The 16536-nt window shown below is 59.7% G+C and carries 12 protein-coding genes; 7 read left to right on the plus strand and 5 right to left on the minus strand.

Going from position 1 to position 16536, the window contains the following annotated elements; translation table 11 throughout:
* Positions 1–30: 30 nt before the first annotated feature.
* A complete protein-coding gene (locus tag AB6729_RS06465) occupies positions 31–1476 on the minus strand; it encodes an ATP-binding protein (RefSeq protein ID WP_371080755.1) in 1446 nt (481 codons plus the stop codon).
* A gap of 5 nt (positions 1477–1481) precedes the next feature.
* The gene (locus AB6729_RS06470; RefSeq protein ID WP_371080756.1) at positions 1482–3125 is read right to left on the minus strand and encodes an FAD-dependent oxidoreductase; all 1644 of its coding nucleotides are present in this window, start codon (positions 3123–3125) and stop codon (positions 1482–1484) included.
* 196 nt (positions 3126–3321) lie between these two features.
* Between AB6729_RS06470 and AB6729_RS06475 the strand changes: the two genes are divergently transcribed.
* Positions 3322–3969 (plus strand): response regulator transcription factor, encoded by a 648-nt coding sequence (locus AB6729_RS06475; protein WP_371080757.1) that lies wholly within the window; start codon positions 3322–3324, stop codon positions 3967–3969.
* A 44-nt stretch (positions 3970–4013) separates the two neighbouring features.
* Here AB6729_RS06475 and AB6729_RS06480 read toward each other — a convergent pair whose 3' ends face one another.
* A complete protein-coding gene (locus tag AB6729_RS06480) occupies positions 4014–4832 on the minus strand; it encodes a TIGR03435 family protein (protein WP_371080758.1) in 819 nt (272 codons plus the stop codon).
* A gap of 71 nt (positions 4833–4903) precedes the next feature.
* On the opposite strand from AB6729_RS06480, the gene queA reads away from it, so the two are divergent.
* The 6 genes from queA to tnpA all read left to right on the plus strand — a co-directional run bounded on the left by queA (position 4904) and on the right by tnpA (position 14843).
* On the plus strand, positions 4904–6076 hold the full coding sequence (gene queA, locus AB6729_RS06485) for a tRNA preQ1(34) S-adenosylmethionine ribosyltransferase-isomerase QueA (protein ID WP_371080759.1): 1173 nt from the start codon (positions 4904–4906) through the stop codon (positions 6074–6076).
* A 328-nt stretch (positions 6077–6404) separates the two neighbouring features.
* Complete coding sequence (locus AB6729_RS06490; RefSeq protein ID WP_371080760.1) at positions 6405–7976, plus strand: protease pro-enzyme activation domain-containing protein; 1572 nt, start codon at positions 6405–6407, stop codon at positions 7974–7976.
* 283 nt (positions 7977–8259) lie between these two features.
* A complete protein-coding gene (locus AB6729_RS06495) occupies positions 8260–8892 on the plus strand; it encodes a DUF305 domain-containing protein (protein ID WP_371080761.1) in 633 nt (210 codons plus the stop codon).
* Entirely contained in the window at positions 8893–10809 is a 1917-nt protein-coding gene (locus tag AB6729_RS06500) for an LVIVD repeat-containing protein (protein ID WP_371080762.1), read from the plus strand.
* Between the two features lie 112 nt (positions 10810–10921).
* Positions 10922–13972: a DNA polymerase I gene (gene polA, locus AB6729_RS06505; protein ID WP_371080763.1), complete on the plus strand. Its 3051-nt coding sequence runs from the start codon at positions 10922–10924 to the stop codon at positions 13970–13972.
* A gap of 430 nt (positions 13973–14402) precedes the next feature.
* Complete coding sequence (tnpA, locus tag AB6729_RS06510) at positions 14403–14843, plus strand: IS200/IS605 family transposase (RefSeq protein WP_371080764.1); 441 nt, start codon at positions 14403–14405, stop codon at positions 14841–14843.
* A 101-nt stretch (positions 14844–14944) separates the two neighbouring features.
* Here tnpA and AB6729_RS06515 read toward each other — a convergent pair whose 3' ends face one another.
* Positions 14945–15454 carry an ExbD/TolR family protein gene (locus AB6729_RS06515; protein ID WP_371080765.1) on the minus strand — a complete coding sequence of 170 codons (510 nt, stop codon included), beginning with the start codon at positions 15452–15454 and terminating at the stop codon, positions 14945–14947.
* Positions 15455–15520: 66 nt separating this feature from the next.
* Positions 15521–16120 (minus strand): TonB family protein, encoded by a 600-nt coding sequence (locus tag AB6729_RS06520; protein WP_371080767.1) that lies wholly within the window; start codon positions 16118–16120, stop codon positions 15521–15523.
* Positions 16121–16536 lie beyond the last annotated feature (416 nt).

A 16536-nucleotide genomic window follows, 5' to 3' on the forward strand; every position in this document is an offset into this window, starting at 1 on the left:
GCGCTGCGGACAAGCCGGATTGCCTGAGGTTTACTTCTGCTGCTCCGCAGGCAGATGTACGGTGAACTCTGTTTTCCCGGGCACCGATTCCAGTGTCAGACGGCCGCCATAGCCTTCCAGCACGCGACGCACAATCCCCAGGCCAAGTCCCGTACCAACACCCGCTGCCTTCGTGGTGAAGAATGGATCGAAGATACGATCACGGTCTTCCGCGGAAATTCCGGAGCCGTTATCGCCAATCGTCACCTGGATCTCGTCGTCCACACGCTGCGTGCGGATCGTAATCAATCCACCCACTTCTGGCACAGCATCAATCGCGTTATCCAGAAGGTTGGTCCACACCTGGTTCAGGCCACTGCAAACACAGTGCACCTTCGGCATCTTCGCGCCGAACTCCTTGTGCATGCTGATGTTCTTCTCGCGCAGCTTGTGCTTCATCATCACAGCGGTGGCATGGATGCTTTCGTTCACATCCACATCCTGTTCGCCTGTCTGGCCTTCATGCGCGTAGCTCTTCACGGACTGCGCCAGCTCCGTGACGCGCGCTACCGATTCCTCCACCAGCGTGACCATCTGCATGGACGACGCAGTGGCTTCCAGCCACTCCAGCGGAGCGGCAAGATCGCTGCTCTGGAACACATCCGCCAGGCAATCCAGTTCCCGTGTGCCAATGTCGCTGGCCACCATCACCGGCGCAATATCCCATGCCTTTGCAATGTTGTGCGACTCCAGCCATTCGCCCATCTCTTCTTCCGCATCCGTCTGTTCCAGCGAACTCAGGCAGCGATCCGTCTTCACGGAAAGCGCACGCTCCTGCAACGTGGTCAGGCAGGCGCGTTGCTCATCAGTGTGTCCATGTTCTGAGAATGCGCGTGCAATCTCATGCATGTGGCGAAGGTTATCCCGCAGTTGCGCTGCGGCACGGCGCGCGGCAGCACCCGGATTATTCAACTCATGCATCAGGCCCGCAGTCATGGTGCCCAGCATGGCCAGCTTTGCCTGCTGCGTCTGCTGTGTCTGCATGCCCATCAGCCGCATACGCATTTCGCCAAGAATGACCGCGCGCAGACGGGGGCAATGCGACATACCGGACCAGAACGATTCCTCATCCAGACGCAGTCCACGGATATCTGTCTGCGCAATGACGGTAACGTTGGAATGCATACCGCTCAGCAGCGGAACCTCGCCCATGAAGGCAGGCGCTTCCATGATCTTGCTGAAGAAGTAATTGCCCTGTACATCCTTGCGGGAGACGTGGGCCTTGCCTTCCGTAAAGATCGTGAAGTAGTGAAGATCATCTTCCTGGTCAACGATTTTGGTGCCCGCAGAGACAAACATCTCCTGCGCCACCGCCACCAGGCAGGCCAGCTCTTCTTCCGGTATGTCGTCGCCAAATGGCTTCACGCGCTGCAGCTCATCCAAAGCTTTGCGCTGCCACTCGACATTGTTTGCAAGGCAATCCGTTGTCGTTGCCATAACCCTTAGAACCCCGCCAGATACTGATGCACAAACTGAATTGCAATGGAGCCTTCGCCAACCGCGGAGGCCGCACGTTTTACCGAACCATGCCGCACATCACCCGCCACAAATATGCCGGGGACACTCGTCTCCAGCAGATAAGGATTGCGATCTCCCATGCGATCTACCCCCACACGCTTCAAATCGGGTCCAGCCAATACAAAGCCATGATCGTCACGCGCCACTTCCGTCGGCAGCCACTCCGTCTTCGGCGCAGCACCAATGAAGATAAACACGGAAGTCGCCGCACGATCCTCCGTACCATTGGGCGTGCGCAGTTCAATGCCCTGCAGATGGTCCGTCCCGCAGAAGCGGGTGATCTCAGTTCCCGTCTCGACCGTAATGTTCGGAGTCCCCGCAATCTGGTCTATCAGGTACTGCGACATGCTCTGCGCCAATCCCTTGCCCCGCACCAGCATCGTCACCTTCCGCGCGTAACGGGCAAAGTTCATCGCTGCCTGCCCGGCCGAGTTCGCACCGCCCACCACAAAGACCTCTTCGTCCTTGCACGACTGTGCTTCACTCTGCGCGGCGCCGTAGTACACCCCCGCGCCCACCAGCTCATCGGCACCCGGCACATCCAGCTTGCACCAGCTCACACCGGTCGCCAGCAACACGGCCGAGCAACTCACATCACGCCCGTCACCCATCGTCACAAAGCGGTACTGGTCGTCCACGCGAATGCTGGTCACACGTTGCGTCAGAAACTCCGCACCCAGCCGCTGCGCCTGCACAAATCCACGACGCGCCAGCTCATCGCCGCTCACGCCATCCGGGAAGCCCAGGTAATTCTCAATCCGCGAACTCGATCCAGCCTGCCCGCCTACCGCATCCGGCTCCACCACCAGCGTGCGCAAACCTTCTGAAGCGCCATACACCGCGCCAGCCAACCCTGCAGGCCCAGCGCCCACCACCACCAGGTCGTAGTGCTCTTTCTCCGCCTGCACGCGCAGGCCAATCTTCTCCGCCAGCTCCATCTGCGTCGGCTGCACGGTCGAAGTGCCGTCGGAGAACACCACCACCGGCAGCTTCGCATCATCCAGACCGCGCGACTTCAGCAACTCCAGCGCCTCCGGCTGCGAATCCGGATTCAGCCAGCGAAAAGAAACATGATTGCGTGAAAGAAAATCGCGCACCGCATGGTCCTTTGATCCCCAGCGCGTCCCCACCACCTGCAATCCTTCGTAAGGCGGCTTGTACCCCTGGTGCCAACTGAACAGCAGGTCATCCAGCACCGGGTACAGCTTGTCCTCCGGCGGGTCCCACGGCTTGTTCAGGTAGTAGTGGATCCGAGCGGTATTGATCGCGCGAATCGCAGCCTCCGTATCGGCATACGCGGTCAGCAGAACACGCTTCGCGTCGGGATAAAGACCCATCGCCTGGCTCAGAAAGTCCACGCCGGTCATCCCCGGCATACGCTGATCGCTCAGGAACAGCGCCACCGCGTCACCGCGATTCTTCAACTGATCGCATGTATCCAGCGCAGCCTGCCCGGAAGCGGCGCGCACAATGCGATATTCCTGCGCATACTTGCGGCGCAGATCGCCGACGACGGCTTCCAGAACGCTGACGTCGTCATCCACCGCAAACAAAATCGGTCGTGCCATGTGCCTTCCTGTTCCACGGCCTGCGGACTCTCCCCCGCCTGCCGTGCTTTAGATTCCCGAATACTGTGCCCTGATGCAATTATTTCGCGCTGAATGGCACAACGTGTTGCATACTCATGGCAACACAGTTTTTAGCTCTCTGGACACGAAAAATTCCCCCACGCTGTTCTGCTGTTCGAAACACCGCGCCTACGCCATGATTCGCCTTCTGCTCGCCGATAATCAAGCCATCTTCCGCTCGGGAATGGCACGTGTCCTCTCCTCTCAGAACGACATGACCGTCCTGGGCCAATGTGGCGCCCCGGACGAACTCCTGCCCCTCATCGCTCCCGCGCGCAACGCCATCCTGCTGCTTGCGGCTTCGCTCGAAGCCGACTTTGACAGGACGTTCGCAGCCGCTTCCGCCAACGGCGTCCGCATCATCCTGCTGCATGACAACGGCAACGAACCCGAAGCAGCCATCGTCCGGAAAATGGACGGCCTGCTCTCACGCCACGTCTCCACAGATGACCTGCTGCATTCCGTACGCCGCGTCTTCAACGGCGAGCGTGCCGTCAAAGCGCCCACCGCCGAGCTGGACGACAGCGCCGGACGGCGCATCCGCGACGCTCTCACCACGCGCGAGCTGCAGATCGTCGGCTACATTGTGCAGGGCTGGAAGAATCGCCAGATTGCCGATGAGATCGGAACCAAGGAGCAGGTCGTAAAGAACTATCTCCGTTCCATCTACGACAAAACGGGAGCAAGCGACCGCCTGGAACTGGCGCTCTTCACCCTGCACCATCGACCGCTGGCAGAGGCAGCCGCAAAAGCAGCCGCCCCCGTCCCCGCGCTCCCCCTCTGAAACAGGTTGCATCCGCTTTCAGCCGGCAGCAGGAAAGTGCATCTTCAATCCAGTTCCGGCTTCTTTGCTGCTTTCACAATCACCACTGGCACTTCGCCCTCGTCCTTAACCAGCTTCAACCCCAACTCCTGCCGCAGAGCGTCGATCAATCCCGGCAGCGTTGCATCGGCAGACACGCCCATGCCATTGTCCGGCGCATACTCCATCTTGAAGTTGTAATAGCCGGGCAGGCCAGTCCTGTTGACGACGACGCGCCGTCCGGTCTCGTTGCTGCCGGAGATCCGGTCGGCAATGTCATCCATCGTCAGGCCCGAAACCGAAAAGTCCACCTTCGTGTGGCCGCCGTTGCGCGAACTGTTGCTGCCACCCACCGGATCGCCCTTCGGCCCTGCCGGCGTCACCTTCAACGCAGGTCCCAGCGTGGCGGCAGACACACATTCCAGCGCAAACCGCGGCATACGCCGAGTCGACTCTTCCACGATCAGTCCGAATCGCTCTGCAAGCATCGACCGCAGAAGCGAGGACCATTCGGCACGGTTCTCGTCTCGCGGAAGTGCGTCCAGCCGCCGGTACTCCTCCGGCGAGATCTTCGCCGTCACGTCATAATGCTCCTTGTTCGCCCACTCCGGAGCATCCAGCAACTGTGTCAGGGACTTCAGGTTATAGGCGTGCAGGATCAGGTCGTCCAGCGTGTAATTGGAGATCGAAGTCAGGTTCTCATCGGAATCCCAGCCCTTGCCATTCTCGTCCGGCTTCGCAGGCTTGATCACCGTCACGTCGAATGAAGGAGAAGCCTGTGTCTGGCCAATTGCAAATCCCTCCGCAAGCAAACAAAACAATACAGCCGCTGCCAACTTAAGCATCCCCAACTTACGCATCCATAGCTCCCCGCACCATCATCATGCTCACCTTCTAAATACGTACAATCAAAGCCGTGCGCGTCTCCGATTTCGACTTTTTTCTTCCCTCTGATCTCATCGCGCAGCATCCGCCAGCCGAACGCGGCGACAGCCGCATGCTCCTCGTCGACCGACACACCGGCAACTCCACCGACGCCCACTTCCGCGACTTCCCCGCGCAACTCCGCCCCGGCGACCTGCTCATCCTCAACAACAGCCGCGTCATCCCCGCGCGCCTCTTCGCCCGCCGCGCCGGCCTCCGCACACAGCACAACAGCCCCGCGCCCACCGGCCAGGTCGAAGTCCTCCTCACCCAACCTCTCGGCAACGACCGCTGGCGAGCCCTCGTCAAACCCGGCCGCAAAGTCCCCACAGGCGAACATCTGATCTTCGAAGCACCGGAGAACCGGGTGGAAGCGCCAGTGAACCGGGTGCCCCAGGTTCGCGAAGCTAACCTGGGTATTCGCGCGCAAGCGCGAACCCTCCTCGAAGCCAAAGTCATCGAATCCGGCGACTTCGGCGAACGCACCCTCCAGTTCTCCCCAACACAGGATTTCTTCGGCGCATTAGAGCAGTTAGGCCACATGCCGCTGCCGCCCTACATCCACCGCAGCGAAGAAGACGAAGAGGAAGACCGCACCCGCTACCAGACCGTCTACGCTGGAGCCAACACCCACGGCTCCGCCGCAGCCCCAACGGCAGGCCTGCACTTCACACCACAAGTCCTCGAACAAATCAAAGCAAGAGGCGTGCAGATCGAATACCTCACCCTGCACGTAGGCCTCGGCACCTTCCAGCCCGTCCGCGTGGAAGACCTCGCCGACATCCGCCTCCACGAAGAGCCCTACACCCTCCCCGCAACCACCGCGGAAGCCATTCACAAAGCAAAATCCGAAGGCCAACGCATCATCGCCGTGGGCACCACCACCACACGCACGCTCGAACACATCGCCGCGATCAATCGCATCGAACCCCACAGCGGCACGACCAGCATCTTCCTGCAACCGGGCCACCGCTTCCAGTTAGTCAACGCGCTGCTGACCAACTTCCACCTGCCCAAATCCACGCTTCTGATGCTGGTCAGCGCCTTAGCCGAAACAGAAAATCAAACCACGACAGGTCGCGAAAAAATCCTCCGCGCCTATACCCACGCCATCGAGCAGCACTACCGCTTCTTCTCCTACGGCGACTGCATGTTCCTAAGCTAAGCAATTCAGAATCAGAAAAGTTCAAGGGCCGTCATTCTGAGCGCAGCGAAGAATCCCGACGATTCCAACCGTGATAAATGCCTTCAACCCCTTCCAGCCACGAACCAAACCAGCTTCGCAAAAGCGAAGCTCATAGGTCGAAGACCGTCATCCTGAACGAAGCGAAGCTGAAGGACCCGCATTCCTCCACACCCTCTACAACGCACCAGGAACCCCCAAAAAACCAGCAGCCACAAAACCGGGTGCCCCAGGTTCGCGAAGCTAACCTGGGTTATCGCGCAAAGCGCGATCAGCCCTCCTGCATCTCACCTGAGCAGGAGGCCTTTCCATGCCCCGAACCGCAAAATCCGACTTCCGCAACGAACCGCGCGGCCCACTCCCCGGCAGCGAAAAACCCGCAATCGGCGCCATCACCGCACACACTGCGATCCCCAGCCGCAAGCGCATCACAGTCTCTGTCATCGTCCATTGCGCACGGCCCATTCCGACTGCGGCCGTCGTGGGCAAACACCTCACCCGAGCACAGTTCAAGTCTGCACACGGAGCTGACCCAACCGCCATAAAGGCCGTCACCGCCTTCGCCAAAGCATTCAACCTGACCACTAAATCAGACGCAGCACGTCGCACCATCCAGCTCACCGGTACAGTGAATGACATCCAGCAAGCCTTCGGTGTCAAGCTGCATCAGCACACCGACGGCGACACCACCTATCGCGCGCGCGAAGGCGCCATCCTCCTGCCTAAATCGCTTCTGCCGCACGTGCAGGCGGTACTTGGCCTTGACGACCGTCCGCAGGCCACGCCGAAATTTCGCATCGCCCACGCACGCGCGGTAAGCACCTCGTACACGCCGCCTCAACTTGCGCAACTCTACGGCTTCCCCGCCAACGCTCAGGCCAAAGGCCAGACCATCGCCCTCATTGAACTCGGGGGCGGCTTCCGCACCGCCGACATCAAGACCTACTTCCAATCGCTCAATATGACCACACCTACCGTCACTGCCGTCTCCGTGGACGGCGGCAAAAACTCCCCCGGCGATGCCAATGGAGCGGACGGCGAAGTCATGCTCGATATCGAAGTCGCCGCCGCCGTTGCACCCGGCGCGAAGATCGCAGTGTACTTCGCACCCAATACCGATCAGGGTTTCGTCGACGCCATCACCACTGCCGTGCATGACACGAAGAACAAGCCAACCGTGATCTCCATCAGTTGGGGCGGCCCTGAGAGCAGTTGGACGACGCAGGCTCTCACCGCGCTCGATACAGCCTGCAAAGCCGCAGCAGCCATCGGCATCACCGTGACCGTAGCCGCAGGCGACAACGGTTCCGACGACGGCGTAGGCGACGGCGGCAATCACGTCGACTTCCCTGCCAGCAGCCCCAACGTACTCGCCTGTGGAGGCACCAAACTCACCGCCGCAAATGGAGCCATCGCCAACGAAGTGGTCTGGAACGAAACCACAAACAACGAGGGCGCTACCGGCGGCGGCATCAGCACCGCCTTCCCTCAGCCGTCATGGCAGTCTGCTATCGCCGCCACCAAATCCGGCCGAGGCGTTCCCGATGTCGCGGGCGACGCGGACCCCAGCACCGGTTACCAGATCCGTGTCGATGGCCAGAACATGGTCATCGGCGGCACCAGCGCAGTCGCGCCACTCTGGGCGGGCCTCATCGCGCTCAGCAATGCTCAGAACAAGAACGCAGCCGGACTACCGCAACCAAAGCTCTACAGCGCAACCGGCCAAAAGGCCTTCCGCGATATCACCACGGGCAACAACGGAGCCTACAAAGCGGCCATCGGATGGGACGCATGCACCGGCCTCGGCTCTCCCATAGGCGCATCCATCATCGCCTCGCTCGCCACACAACCAGCAAAGAAGAAAACAAAGAAAGCAGCATGAGTTTTTAGCCTGATAGCCTTTGCCTCTCCATGAATCTCAAACCGTTCCTGCCGTGACATTTTCGCGCGATTGTATTTCTCCTGAAACAATCGCGTGCGCCCCACCGTCACCCCATACAATTCCTTTCACTGGACACATTCGGCTGACAGCGCTCATCGTGGCGTTGTCAGCGCAATACACTCGTTTGCCCCGGCCACATCCGAAGGCCAACGCGTAGGGAGTAGCCGTCATGGCGTTTCAATGTTCGTGTGCCTGCGCCTTCGTACTGTCCGCATGCGTGGGCATGGCAGCAGCACAACAGGTTCCTCTGGTGCAGCCCGGTGCCCCCGGCCAGCCCAATAAGGTGATCACCAACCCCGTAGGAACTGCGGTGCACGACCCCACGTCCGCCGACTTCGGCTTTATGCAGGGCATGGTCATCCATCACAGCCAGGCGGTGGAGATGGTGGGCCTCATGAACGGCCGCACCACTAACCCGCAGATGCTCGAACTCGGCAAGCGCATCAGCATCTCGCAGGGCGATGAAATCGCTTTCATGAAGCGCTGGCTTGCCTTCTACGGCAAGCCTGTGCAGGAACCCAACAGCATGGCTGGCATGGACATGGATATGCCCGGTATGGACATGTCTCACATGGACCACGGCAAGCAGGACATGGATACCGCTGTGATGCCCGGCATGCTTACCCCGCGCCAGATGCAGGCTCTGCACAACGCCAGTGGCCCCGAGTTTGATCGCCTCTTCCTCACCGGCATGATCCAGCACCACACTGGCGCTCTGGACATGGTGAAGGACCTGTATGACACCAGGGACGCGGGGCGCGAACCGCAGCTGTTTGATTTCACCGCAGATGTAGATGTAACCCAGCGCGCCGAAATTGAAACGATGAAAAGTATGTTGGCCAAGGAGAGTAAGTAAGTGAAGACACGCATCCTCTGGAACACCGCCGCACTGACGCTGGCACTGCTCACCGGTACGGCTGCGGCCATCGCTCAGGTAGCCATGCCCGCAAAGCCCACGGTCTACAACAACCCGCAGCTTCCCAACGATCCCCGCGTCGGCCTCAAGGGCGGTGTTACGGACGCGGGCGTCGCCGCCCAGGGTATGGAACTGGTTCTCAACCTGCCCAAGCCTCCGGGCTTTGCCGCTGGCACCACACCGCAGGAAAAGGCTCCCGCGCCGGTACCGGCAGCTCCGGCGCCCCTTGGCCCGGACGGCAAGCCACGCCAACGCGCGCTCCAGCTTGGCTCCACCAACTCTGACCTTGCGTTCAAGGATCACTACGTCGTCGTCGGCAATTACAACGGCTTCAACATCTATGACATTGCCGATCCCACCAAAACCACGCTGAAGACTTCCGTGATGTGCCCTGGTTCTCAGGGCGACCCGACCATCTACGGCAACCTGCTCTTCATCTCTGTGGAATCCACCAGCGCCCGCGTTGACTGCGGCACGCAGGGCATTCCTCTACCCGCTGGCTACGTCGCTCCCACACCAGCGCCGCGTCCCGCAGGCGCTCCCGGCGGTGGTCGTTCGCCCCGCGCTCCTGAGCCGCCCAGCCAGGACCGCTTCCGCGGTGTCCGCATCTTTGACATCAGCGACATCGCCAACCCCAAACAGCTTCCCGGCGTGCAGACCTGCCGCGGCTCGCACACCAACACCCTCGTAACGGACCCCAACGACAAGGACAACGTCTACATCTACGTCGCTGGCTACGCTCCCATCCGCTCGTCGGAAGAACTGCCCGGCTGCTCCGCTGGCGGCGTCGACGATCCCAACACCGCGCTTTACACTATCGTCGTCATCCAGGTACCGCTCGCACATCCTGATACGGCAAAGGTCATCGAAAGCCCGCGCATCTTCTCCGATCCCAACACCGGCGCCATGAACGGCCTGGCGGTCGGTAACCTGCATGGCGAAGGCGCTGCGGCACAGCCTGTCAGCGGTTGCCATGACATCACCGCCTTCCCGGAAATCGGTCTCGCTGCCGGCGCATGCACCCGTGTGGGCATCCTGCTCGACATCAAGAACCCGGCTCACCCCACGCGCATCGCCGCCATCTCTGATCCCAACTTCTCGTTCTGGCACTCCGCACTCTGGAACAACGACGGTTCCAAGCTCATCTTCGATGACGAGTGGGGCGGCGGTTCGCAGCCGCGTTGCCGCGCAACCGATCCCATGACCTGGGGCGCGGATTCCATCTTCACCCGCAAGGACGCGGAACTTACCCTCGGCAGCTACTACAAGATGCCTGCACCGCAGACCGAGTTGGAGAACTGCACCGCCCACAACGGCAACCTCGTTCCCATCCCGGGCCGCGATATCGAAGTGAAGAGCTGGTACCAGGGTGGCATCTCCATCATGGACTTCACCGATGCAACCCACCCGTTTGAAATTGCCTACTTCGACCGTGGGCCGCTCGACGGCGAGAAGTTCATCGACGGCGGCACATGGTCGTCCTACTGGTACAACGGCTATGTCTACGGTGCCGAAATCGCCCGTGGTCTTGACGTGTACAAGCTGACTCCCACGAAGTTCGTCACGGCCAACGAAATCGCCGCAGCCGAGCAGATCCACCTGAGCCTCTACAACGCTCAGTTGGCATCGAAGACCATCTATCCCAGGACCTTCATCACCGCCAAGGCATACGTTGACCAGCTTGTGCGCAGCAATGCGCTCACGCAGGACAAGGCCACCGCGCTCGACGCAGCAATGGACAAGAAGAACACCAGGGTGCTGAGGACATACGCAGCCACCTTCAAGAAGAACTCCGCCAAGGCATCGCCAGGCGATGCAACACGCATGACAGCGCTGGCGGAGATCCTCGCTCAGTAAACGCACCATCAACAACAAGAGGGGCGCGGCCAATCAGCCGCGCCCCTTTTCATTTCTGCAATCTGCAAGGCCCCCAAACGCTCTCTGGCCAGAAGCGCGATACTGATAGACGATGCCGAACGAAACCAAGCCGCCCGTCTACCTGCTCGACACCATGGCCTTCATCTTCCGCGCCTACCACGCCATGCAGCGGTCGCGGCCCATGTCCACGCGCACCGGCGTCCCCACCGCGGCCACGTATGTCTTCATCAACATGATCAACAAGCTGCGCCAGGACTTCCATCCGCATTACCTCGCAGCCATCTACGAGGGCGGCGCGCCCGTCCACCGCAACGAAGCAGCAGCGGCCATGAAGACCATCCGCAAGTTCAACATCAAAACCCAGCAGTTCGACGAGATCGACTACGGCGGCTACAAGGCCACCCGCACCGAAACCCCACCCGACCTCACCCAGCAGCAACCCTACATCCGCCGCGCTCTCGAGGCCTTCGGCATCCCCATCCTCGCGCACGAAGGATTCGAAGCCGACGACGTCATCGGCACCCTCTCCCACCGCCTCAGCGAACAGGGCCACCCCGTCTACATCGTCTCCTCCGACAAGGACATGATGCAGCTCGTCACCGAGCACGTGCACATCCTCAACCCCACGAAAGACAACCTCATCCTCGACCCCGCGAAAGTCGAAGAAGTCCTCGGCGTCCCCCCGCAGCGCGTGATCGACGTCATGGCCCTCCGCGGCGATTCCGTCGACAACGTCCCCGGAGCACCCGGCATCGGCGACAAGGGCTCCGTAGAACTCATCCAACAGTGGGGCTCCGTCGAAAACGCGCTCGACCACGCAGACGAAATCAAAAAGAAGACGTACCGCGAATCCCTGCAAAACAATCGCGACACCGTCATGCTCTCCAAGGAGCTCGTCACCATCCACTGCAATCTGCCGGTCGACTACTCGCTCGAAGCCATGAGCACCGGCACCGAGCCCAACCTCGCCGAACTCCGCAGCCTCTACACCGAACTCGAATTCACCACGCTGCTCAAGGACCTCCCCTCCCCCGAAGCACAAAAGGTCGAGTACATCCTCAACCCCACCCCGCAGGACATCACCGACCTCCTCGCACCACTCGAAGCTTTGAAGGGGACGGGCTTCAGCCCATCCGTTAAGACAGGAGCTTCATCCCCGGAGAGTGCGGATGCCCCGAAGGGTGCGGGTGCCCCACATCTCGATTCTGAGATGTGGGATTCCACAAACGTCCTAGCTATCTTCTTCCCCGAAGACGCACAAGCCATCGCCGAAGAATCAGGCGCAGAAGCCGAAACCAACCCCGATGCCGCCGCAGAAGAACCCGAACCAGTAGCAGAAAATCTCTCCTTCTTCGGAGCATTCGCAGCAAGCGAAAACATCGCAGCAAATTCAAGCGAAAACATCGCAGCCAATTCAAGCGAGAAAACCAGCGAAGCTCATACGAACGAGGTTCGTCATCCTGAGCGCAGCGCAGCGGAGCTGAAGCATGCCCTCGAGCGAAGCGAAGGGGACCTGCTTTCCTCTCTGCCTTCTACAACGCTCCCGGTAGGCCTCGCCACCACCGCCAACAAAGCCATCCTCCTCGACCTCAACAGCGACCTGGCCGAACCCATCCGCGCAGCGCTAAAGAACAACAAAATCCCCAAAGCCGTCCACGACCTGAAAGCCGTCCTCCGCACCTGCGAACGCGCCAGGCTCGAAATCCAAAACGTCCGCGACGACGTCATGCTCTACAGCTATCTCATCAACCCCACGCACGGCAGCCACAAGCTCAGCGACGTAGCCGCACGCTTCAACGACCGCGCTCTGACGCAGGTCGAAAAGAAGCAGCAGCCACCGGCACACATCCTGCCCGAAGCCGCCAGCGCCGTCTTCCAGCTGGCGCAACTACTGCGCCCGCAAATCGAAGAGGCAGAGCTAAACAAGACCTACGAAGCAATCGACCTGCCGCTGGTCCCGGTCCTTCTGCACATGGAGCAAGCCGGCTGCCGCATCGACACCGATCTCCTCCGCGCGCAGAACACGCGCCTCGCCGTAGCCATGGACGACCTCGCCGCCCGCATCCACACCCTCGCAGGCCGCACCTTCAACATCAACTCTCCTAAACAATTAGGAGAAGTCCTCTTCAACGAGATGAACCTGCCCAGGCCGCTCAAGTACGGGAAGGGAAAAGTTGTCTCCACCGCGCAGGACGTTCTCGAAGAACTCGCCGAACACCACGAAGCTCCGCGCCTCGTCCTCGAGTACCGCCAGTTAGCCAAGTTACGCAGTAACTACACCGAGCAGCTTCCCTTGTTAGTCGACGCCAGCTCGCGTGTCCACACCACCTTCAATCAGGTAGGCACAGCCACAGGCCGACTAAGTTCCACTAACCCCAACTTACAAAACATTCCCGTAAGAACCGAGTTAGGCCGAGAGATCCGCGCAGCCTTCACCGCCGCGCCCGGCAACGTCATCCTCTCCGCCGATTACTCGCAGATTGAACTCCGCCTCATGGCCCACTTCTCGCAGGACCCGCTCCTGCTCAACGCCTACCGCACCAACATCGACATCCACACGCTCACCGCATCCGAAGTCTTCGGCGTCGACCCCGCCACCATGAGCAAGGAAACCCGCAACCGCGCCAAAGCAGTCAACTTCGGCATCGTCTACGGCATCAGCCCCTTCGGCCTCGCAGCGCAGTTAGGCATCGATCAAAAAGAAGCACGCACCTACATCGAAACCTACTTCGACCGCTACAAGGGCGTGCAGAACTTCATCACGGAAACGCTGGAAAAGACGCGCGAAACGGGCAAAGTCACCACCCTCTTCGGCCGCACCCGCCCCATCCCTGATATCCAGTCGCGCAACCCCAACATGCGAGGCTTCGCCGAACGCACCGCCGTCAACACCCCGCTGCAAGGCACCGCCGCCGACATGATCAAGGTAGCCATGCTCCACATCGATAAGGCACTCACCGCAGGCAACTACCGCACCCGCATGACCCTCCAAGTCCACGACGAACTCCTCTTCGACGCCCCAAAGGAAGAAGCAGAAGCAGTCGCCGCCTTAGTCAAAAAAGAAATGGAGAGCGTCATCCAACTCTCCATCCCCATAGTCGCCGAAGTAGGCCAAGGCCCCAACTGGCGCGATGCGAAATAACAATCAACTTCTGCCATAGTTACGGCAAATGCCATACAACACTACTACGTCAATACACAAGGGTTTACATCGCTCGATACACCGAGCGATGTAAACAACTCTTGATCGCACGTTCAAAGCGTCACTGGAACAACACAAAGTTGTCAACATAACGACGACGTGTCAATGACTCACAATGCAAACATAGCCACCGAACAAGCACCAAGGGCGCGCCGATTTCTTAGCCTAGGCCAAAGGCCTAGGCAAGCCTCGCGCACAGAAACAAGCGCCAAAGGCGCGCCGATTTCTTAGCCTAGGCCAAAGGCCTAGGCAAGCCTCGCGCACAGAAACAAGCGCCAAAGGCGCGCCGATATATTAGCCTAGGCCGAAGGCCTAGGTAAGACCGCACATAAAATTCGGAAGGGCCAAAGGCCCGCTCTATAATCCTCACGTGCCACAATCTCTGACCTTCCTGCTGATCCACATCATCTTCAGCACCAAAGACCGCATGCCAACGATCCGCAACCCACGCGATCTCCACGCCTATCTCGCCACAGTAGCCCGTAACCTCGGCTGCGAATGCTTCCGTGTCGGCGGCACAGCAGACCACGTACATCTCGCCATCGGTCTCTCACGCACCATCACCATCGCCGACCTCATCTCTGAATTGAAAACATCCTCATCGCAATGGATGAAAACACAGGGTGCGATTAACTTCGCATGGCAACGAGGCTACGGCGCATTCACGCTCGGCAAGTCCGACCTCGACGCGCTCGTGAGATACATCGACAACCAGGAAGAACATCACCGCAAGATCGACTTCCGCGACGAGCTCCGCGCCATCCTAAAACGCTACGGCGTCGAACACGATGAACAATACCTGTGGGATTAGACCGGGCCGTTGGCCCTCATCACTCACAACACAACAAAACCTAGGCCTGCGGCCTAGGCTAATATCGCGTCGCACCGTTGGCGCTCAATCGCCACTGTCCGCTATCTTGTTCGAATTCCTCTTGCCGTCAGGGTTCCGGAATTCTGCGATAGGCAGTACCCAAACATCATCTCTTCATCGCCAATGCGATACGGAAACCGAAGCGTCTTTCGCACTTCCGGATTCACTGGCCCTGCCTGAGTTCTGGTAGCAAAAGCAACCGTTAACGTTGGCGTATCGAAGACAAACTCAGACGCAAATGAAAGCACTTGTCCATAGGTGCTCTGTTCATCTCCCCGCACAAAAATAATCGGTTCGAGTCTCGTCGCCATGCGACCCGCAATTTCTGCACGCAACGCCGGCTTACTCATAGGCTCATCGTTGAGATAGGTACGGCCATCGCTTCCCAGCGCAACAACTTCGATCCTACGCTCGCCTCTCATGTTTGCTGGACAATCGGTCGCAAGAGCTACGTACAGCCCTTTCGCAGGGAAAGACTGCATCGATTCCCGGTCAGATGCGACCAATCCGACAACACATGCGAACGCAGCAATCAACGGTAAAACCTGCATGGAAAAACAGACACCTCAACCAGCACTTCTGTTCCCTAAATAATGCTCTCCGCATAAGGCGCTACTTTAACCACGCTCATAATGCAGCACGATCTCCTGCTCACTCGCGATGGGCTGACCATCCCGAGTAGCCGGATCAAAACTCCATCCCCGCACTGTCGCCATCACCTGCTGGTCAATCGGATCACCCAGTCCCTGCTCCAGTGTCAGCTTCGTAATCACGCCATGCGCATCAATCACGGCGTCCATGATCACGTTACCGCCCTTACCCTTCGGCAGGCTGCTCAGGTCCGGCGCAGGACGCGGAAACACCTTCACAATCGCAATCCGCACATTGCCGCTGCCCAGCGCACTCACGCCGGACGAGCCGCTTCCCTTTTCCGTCTCCGGCTTCGCCTCTGGCACCGGCGCAGGAGCCACCTTGGCAATCGTTGGTATCTTCACCTTCGCCTCAGCGGCCTTCTTCGGAGCAGCACTCGCCGCCGCACTCTTCTGCCCGCCAATGCTGTACGTCAACAGCGTATGCTTGCCATTCGCACTGCCCGGCAACTTCACGCGCACTGCGTGCGGAGCCTTCACCGCCAGCAGCACCACCGCCACAATCACCAGCGCATGCGTCCCCGCCGAAAGCCACACACCCCAAAGGTCACGCCGATTTCGATGCATGGCTGCAAGTGTATGCCGAACCCGTCCAAAACGTGCGAAAAGTGCCTCTAACGTCCCCAAAAACACCGCAAAGCTCCACCGGTCAAAGACCGTCATCCGCAGCGAAGCTCGTACGGCAAAGACCACCCCGAGCGAAGCTCCTACGGTCAAAGACCATCCCCCAGCGAAGCTCCTACGGTCAAAGACCGTCATCCTGAACGAAGCGAAGCGTAGCTGAAGGACCTGCTTTCCTCCACCCCCTCTACAACGCACCAGGAAACCCAAAACAAACCACCAGCCAAAGAACCGGGTGCCCCAGGTTCGCGAAGCTAACCTGGGTATCGCTCCAAAGGAGCGATCCAACGCGCAAGAGCGCGTCTTCTTTGAAAGGGCACGGCTTCAGCCGTGCCATAAGAAACCCAAACCAAGAAAACCGC

It is taken from the genome of Terriglobus sp. RCC_193 (genome assembly GCF_041355105.1).
Taxonomy (GTDB): domain Bacteria; phylum Acidobacteriota; class Terriglobia; order Terriglobales; family Acidobacteriaceae; genus Terriglobus.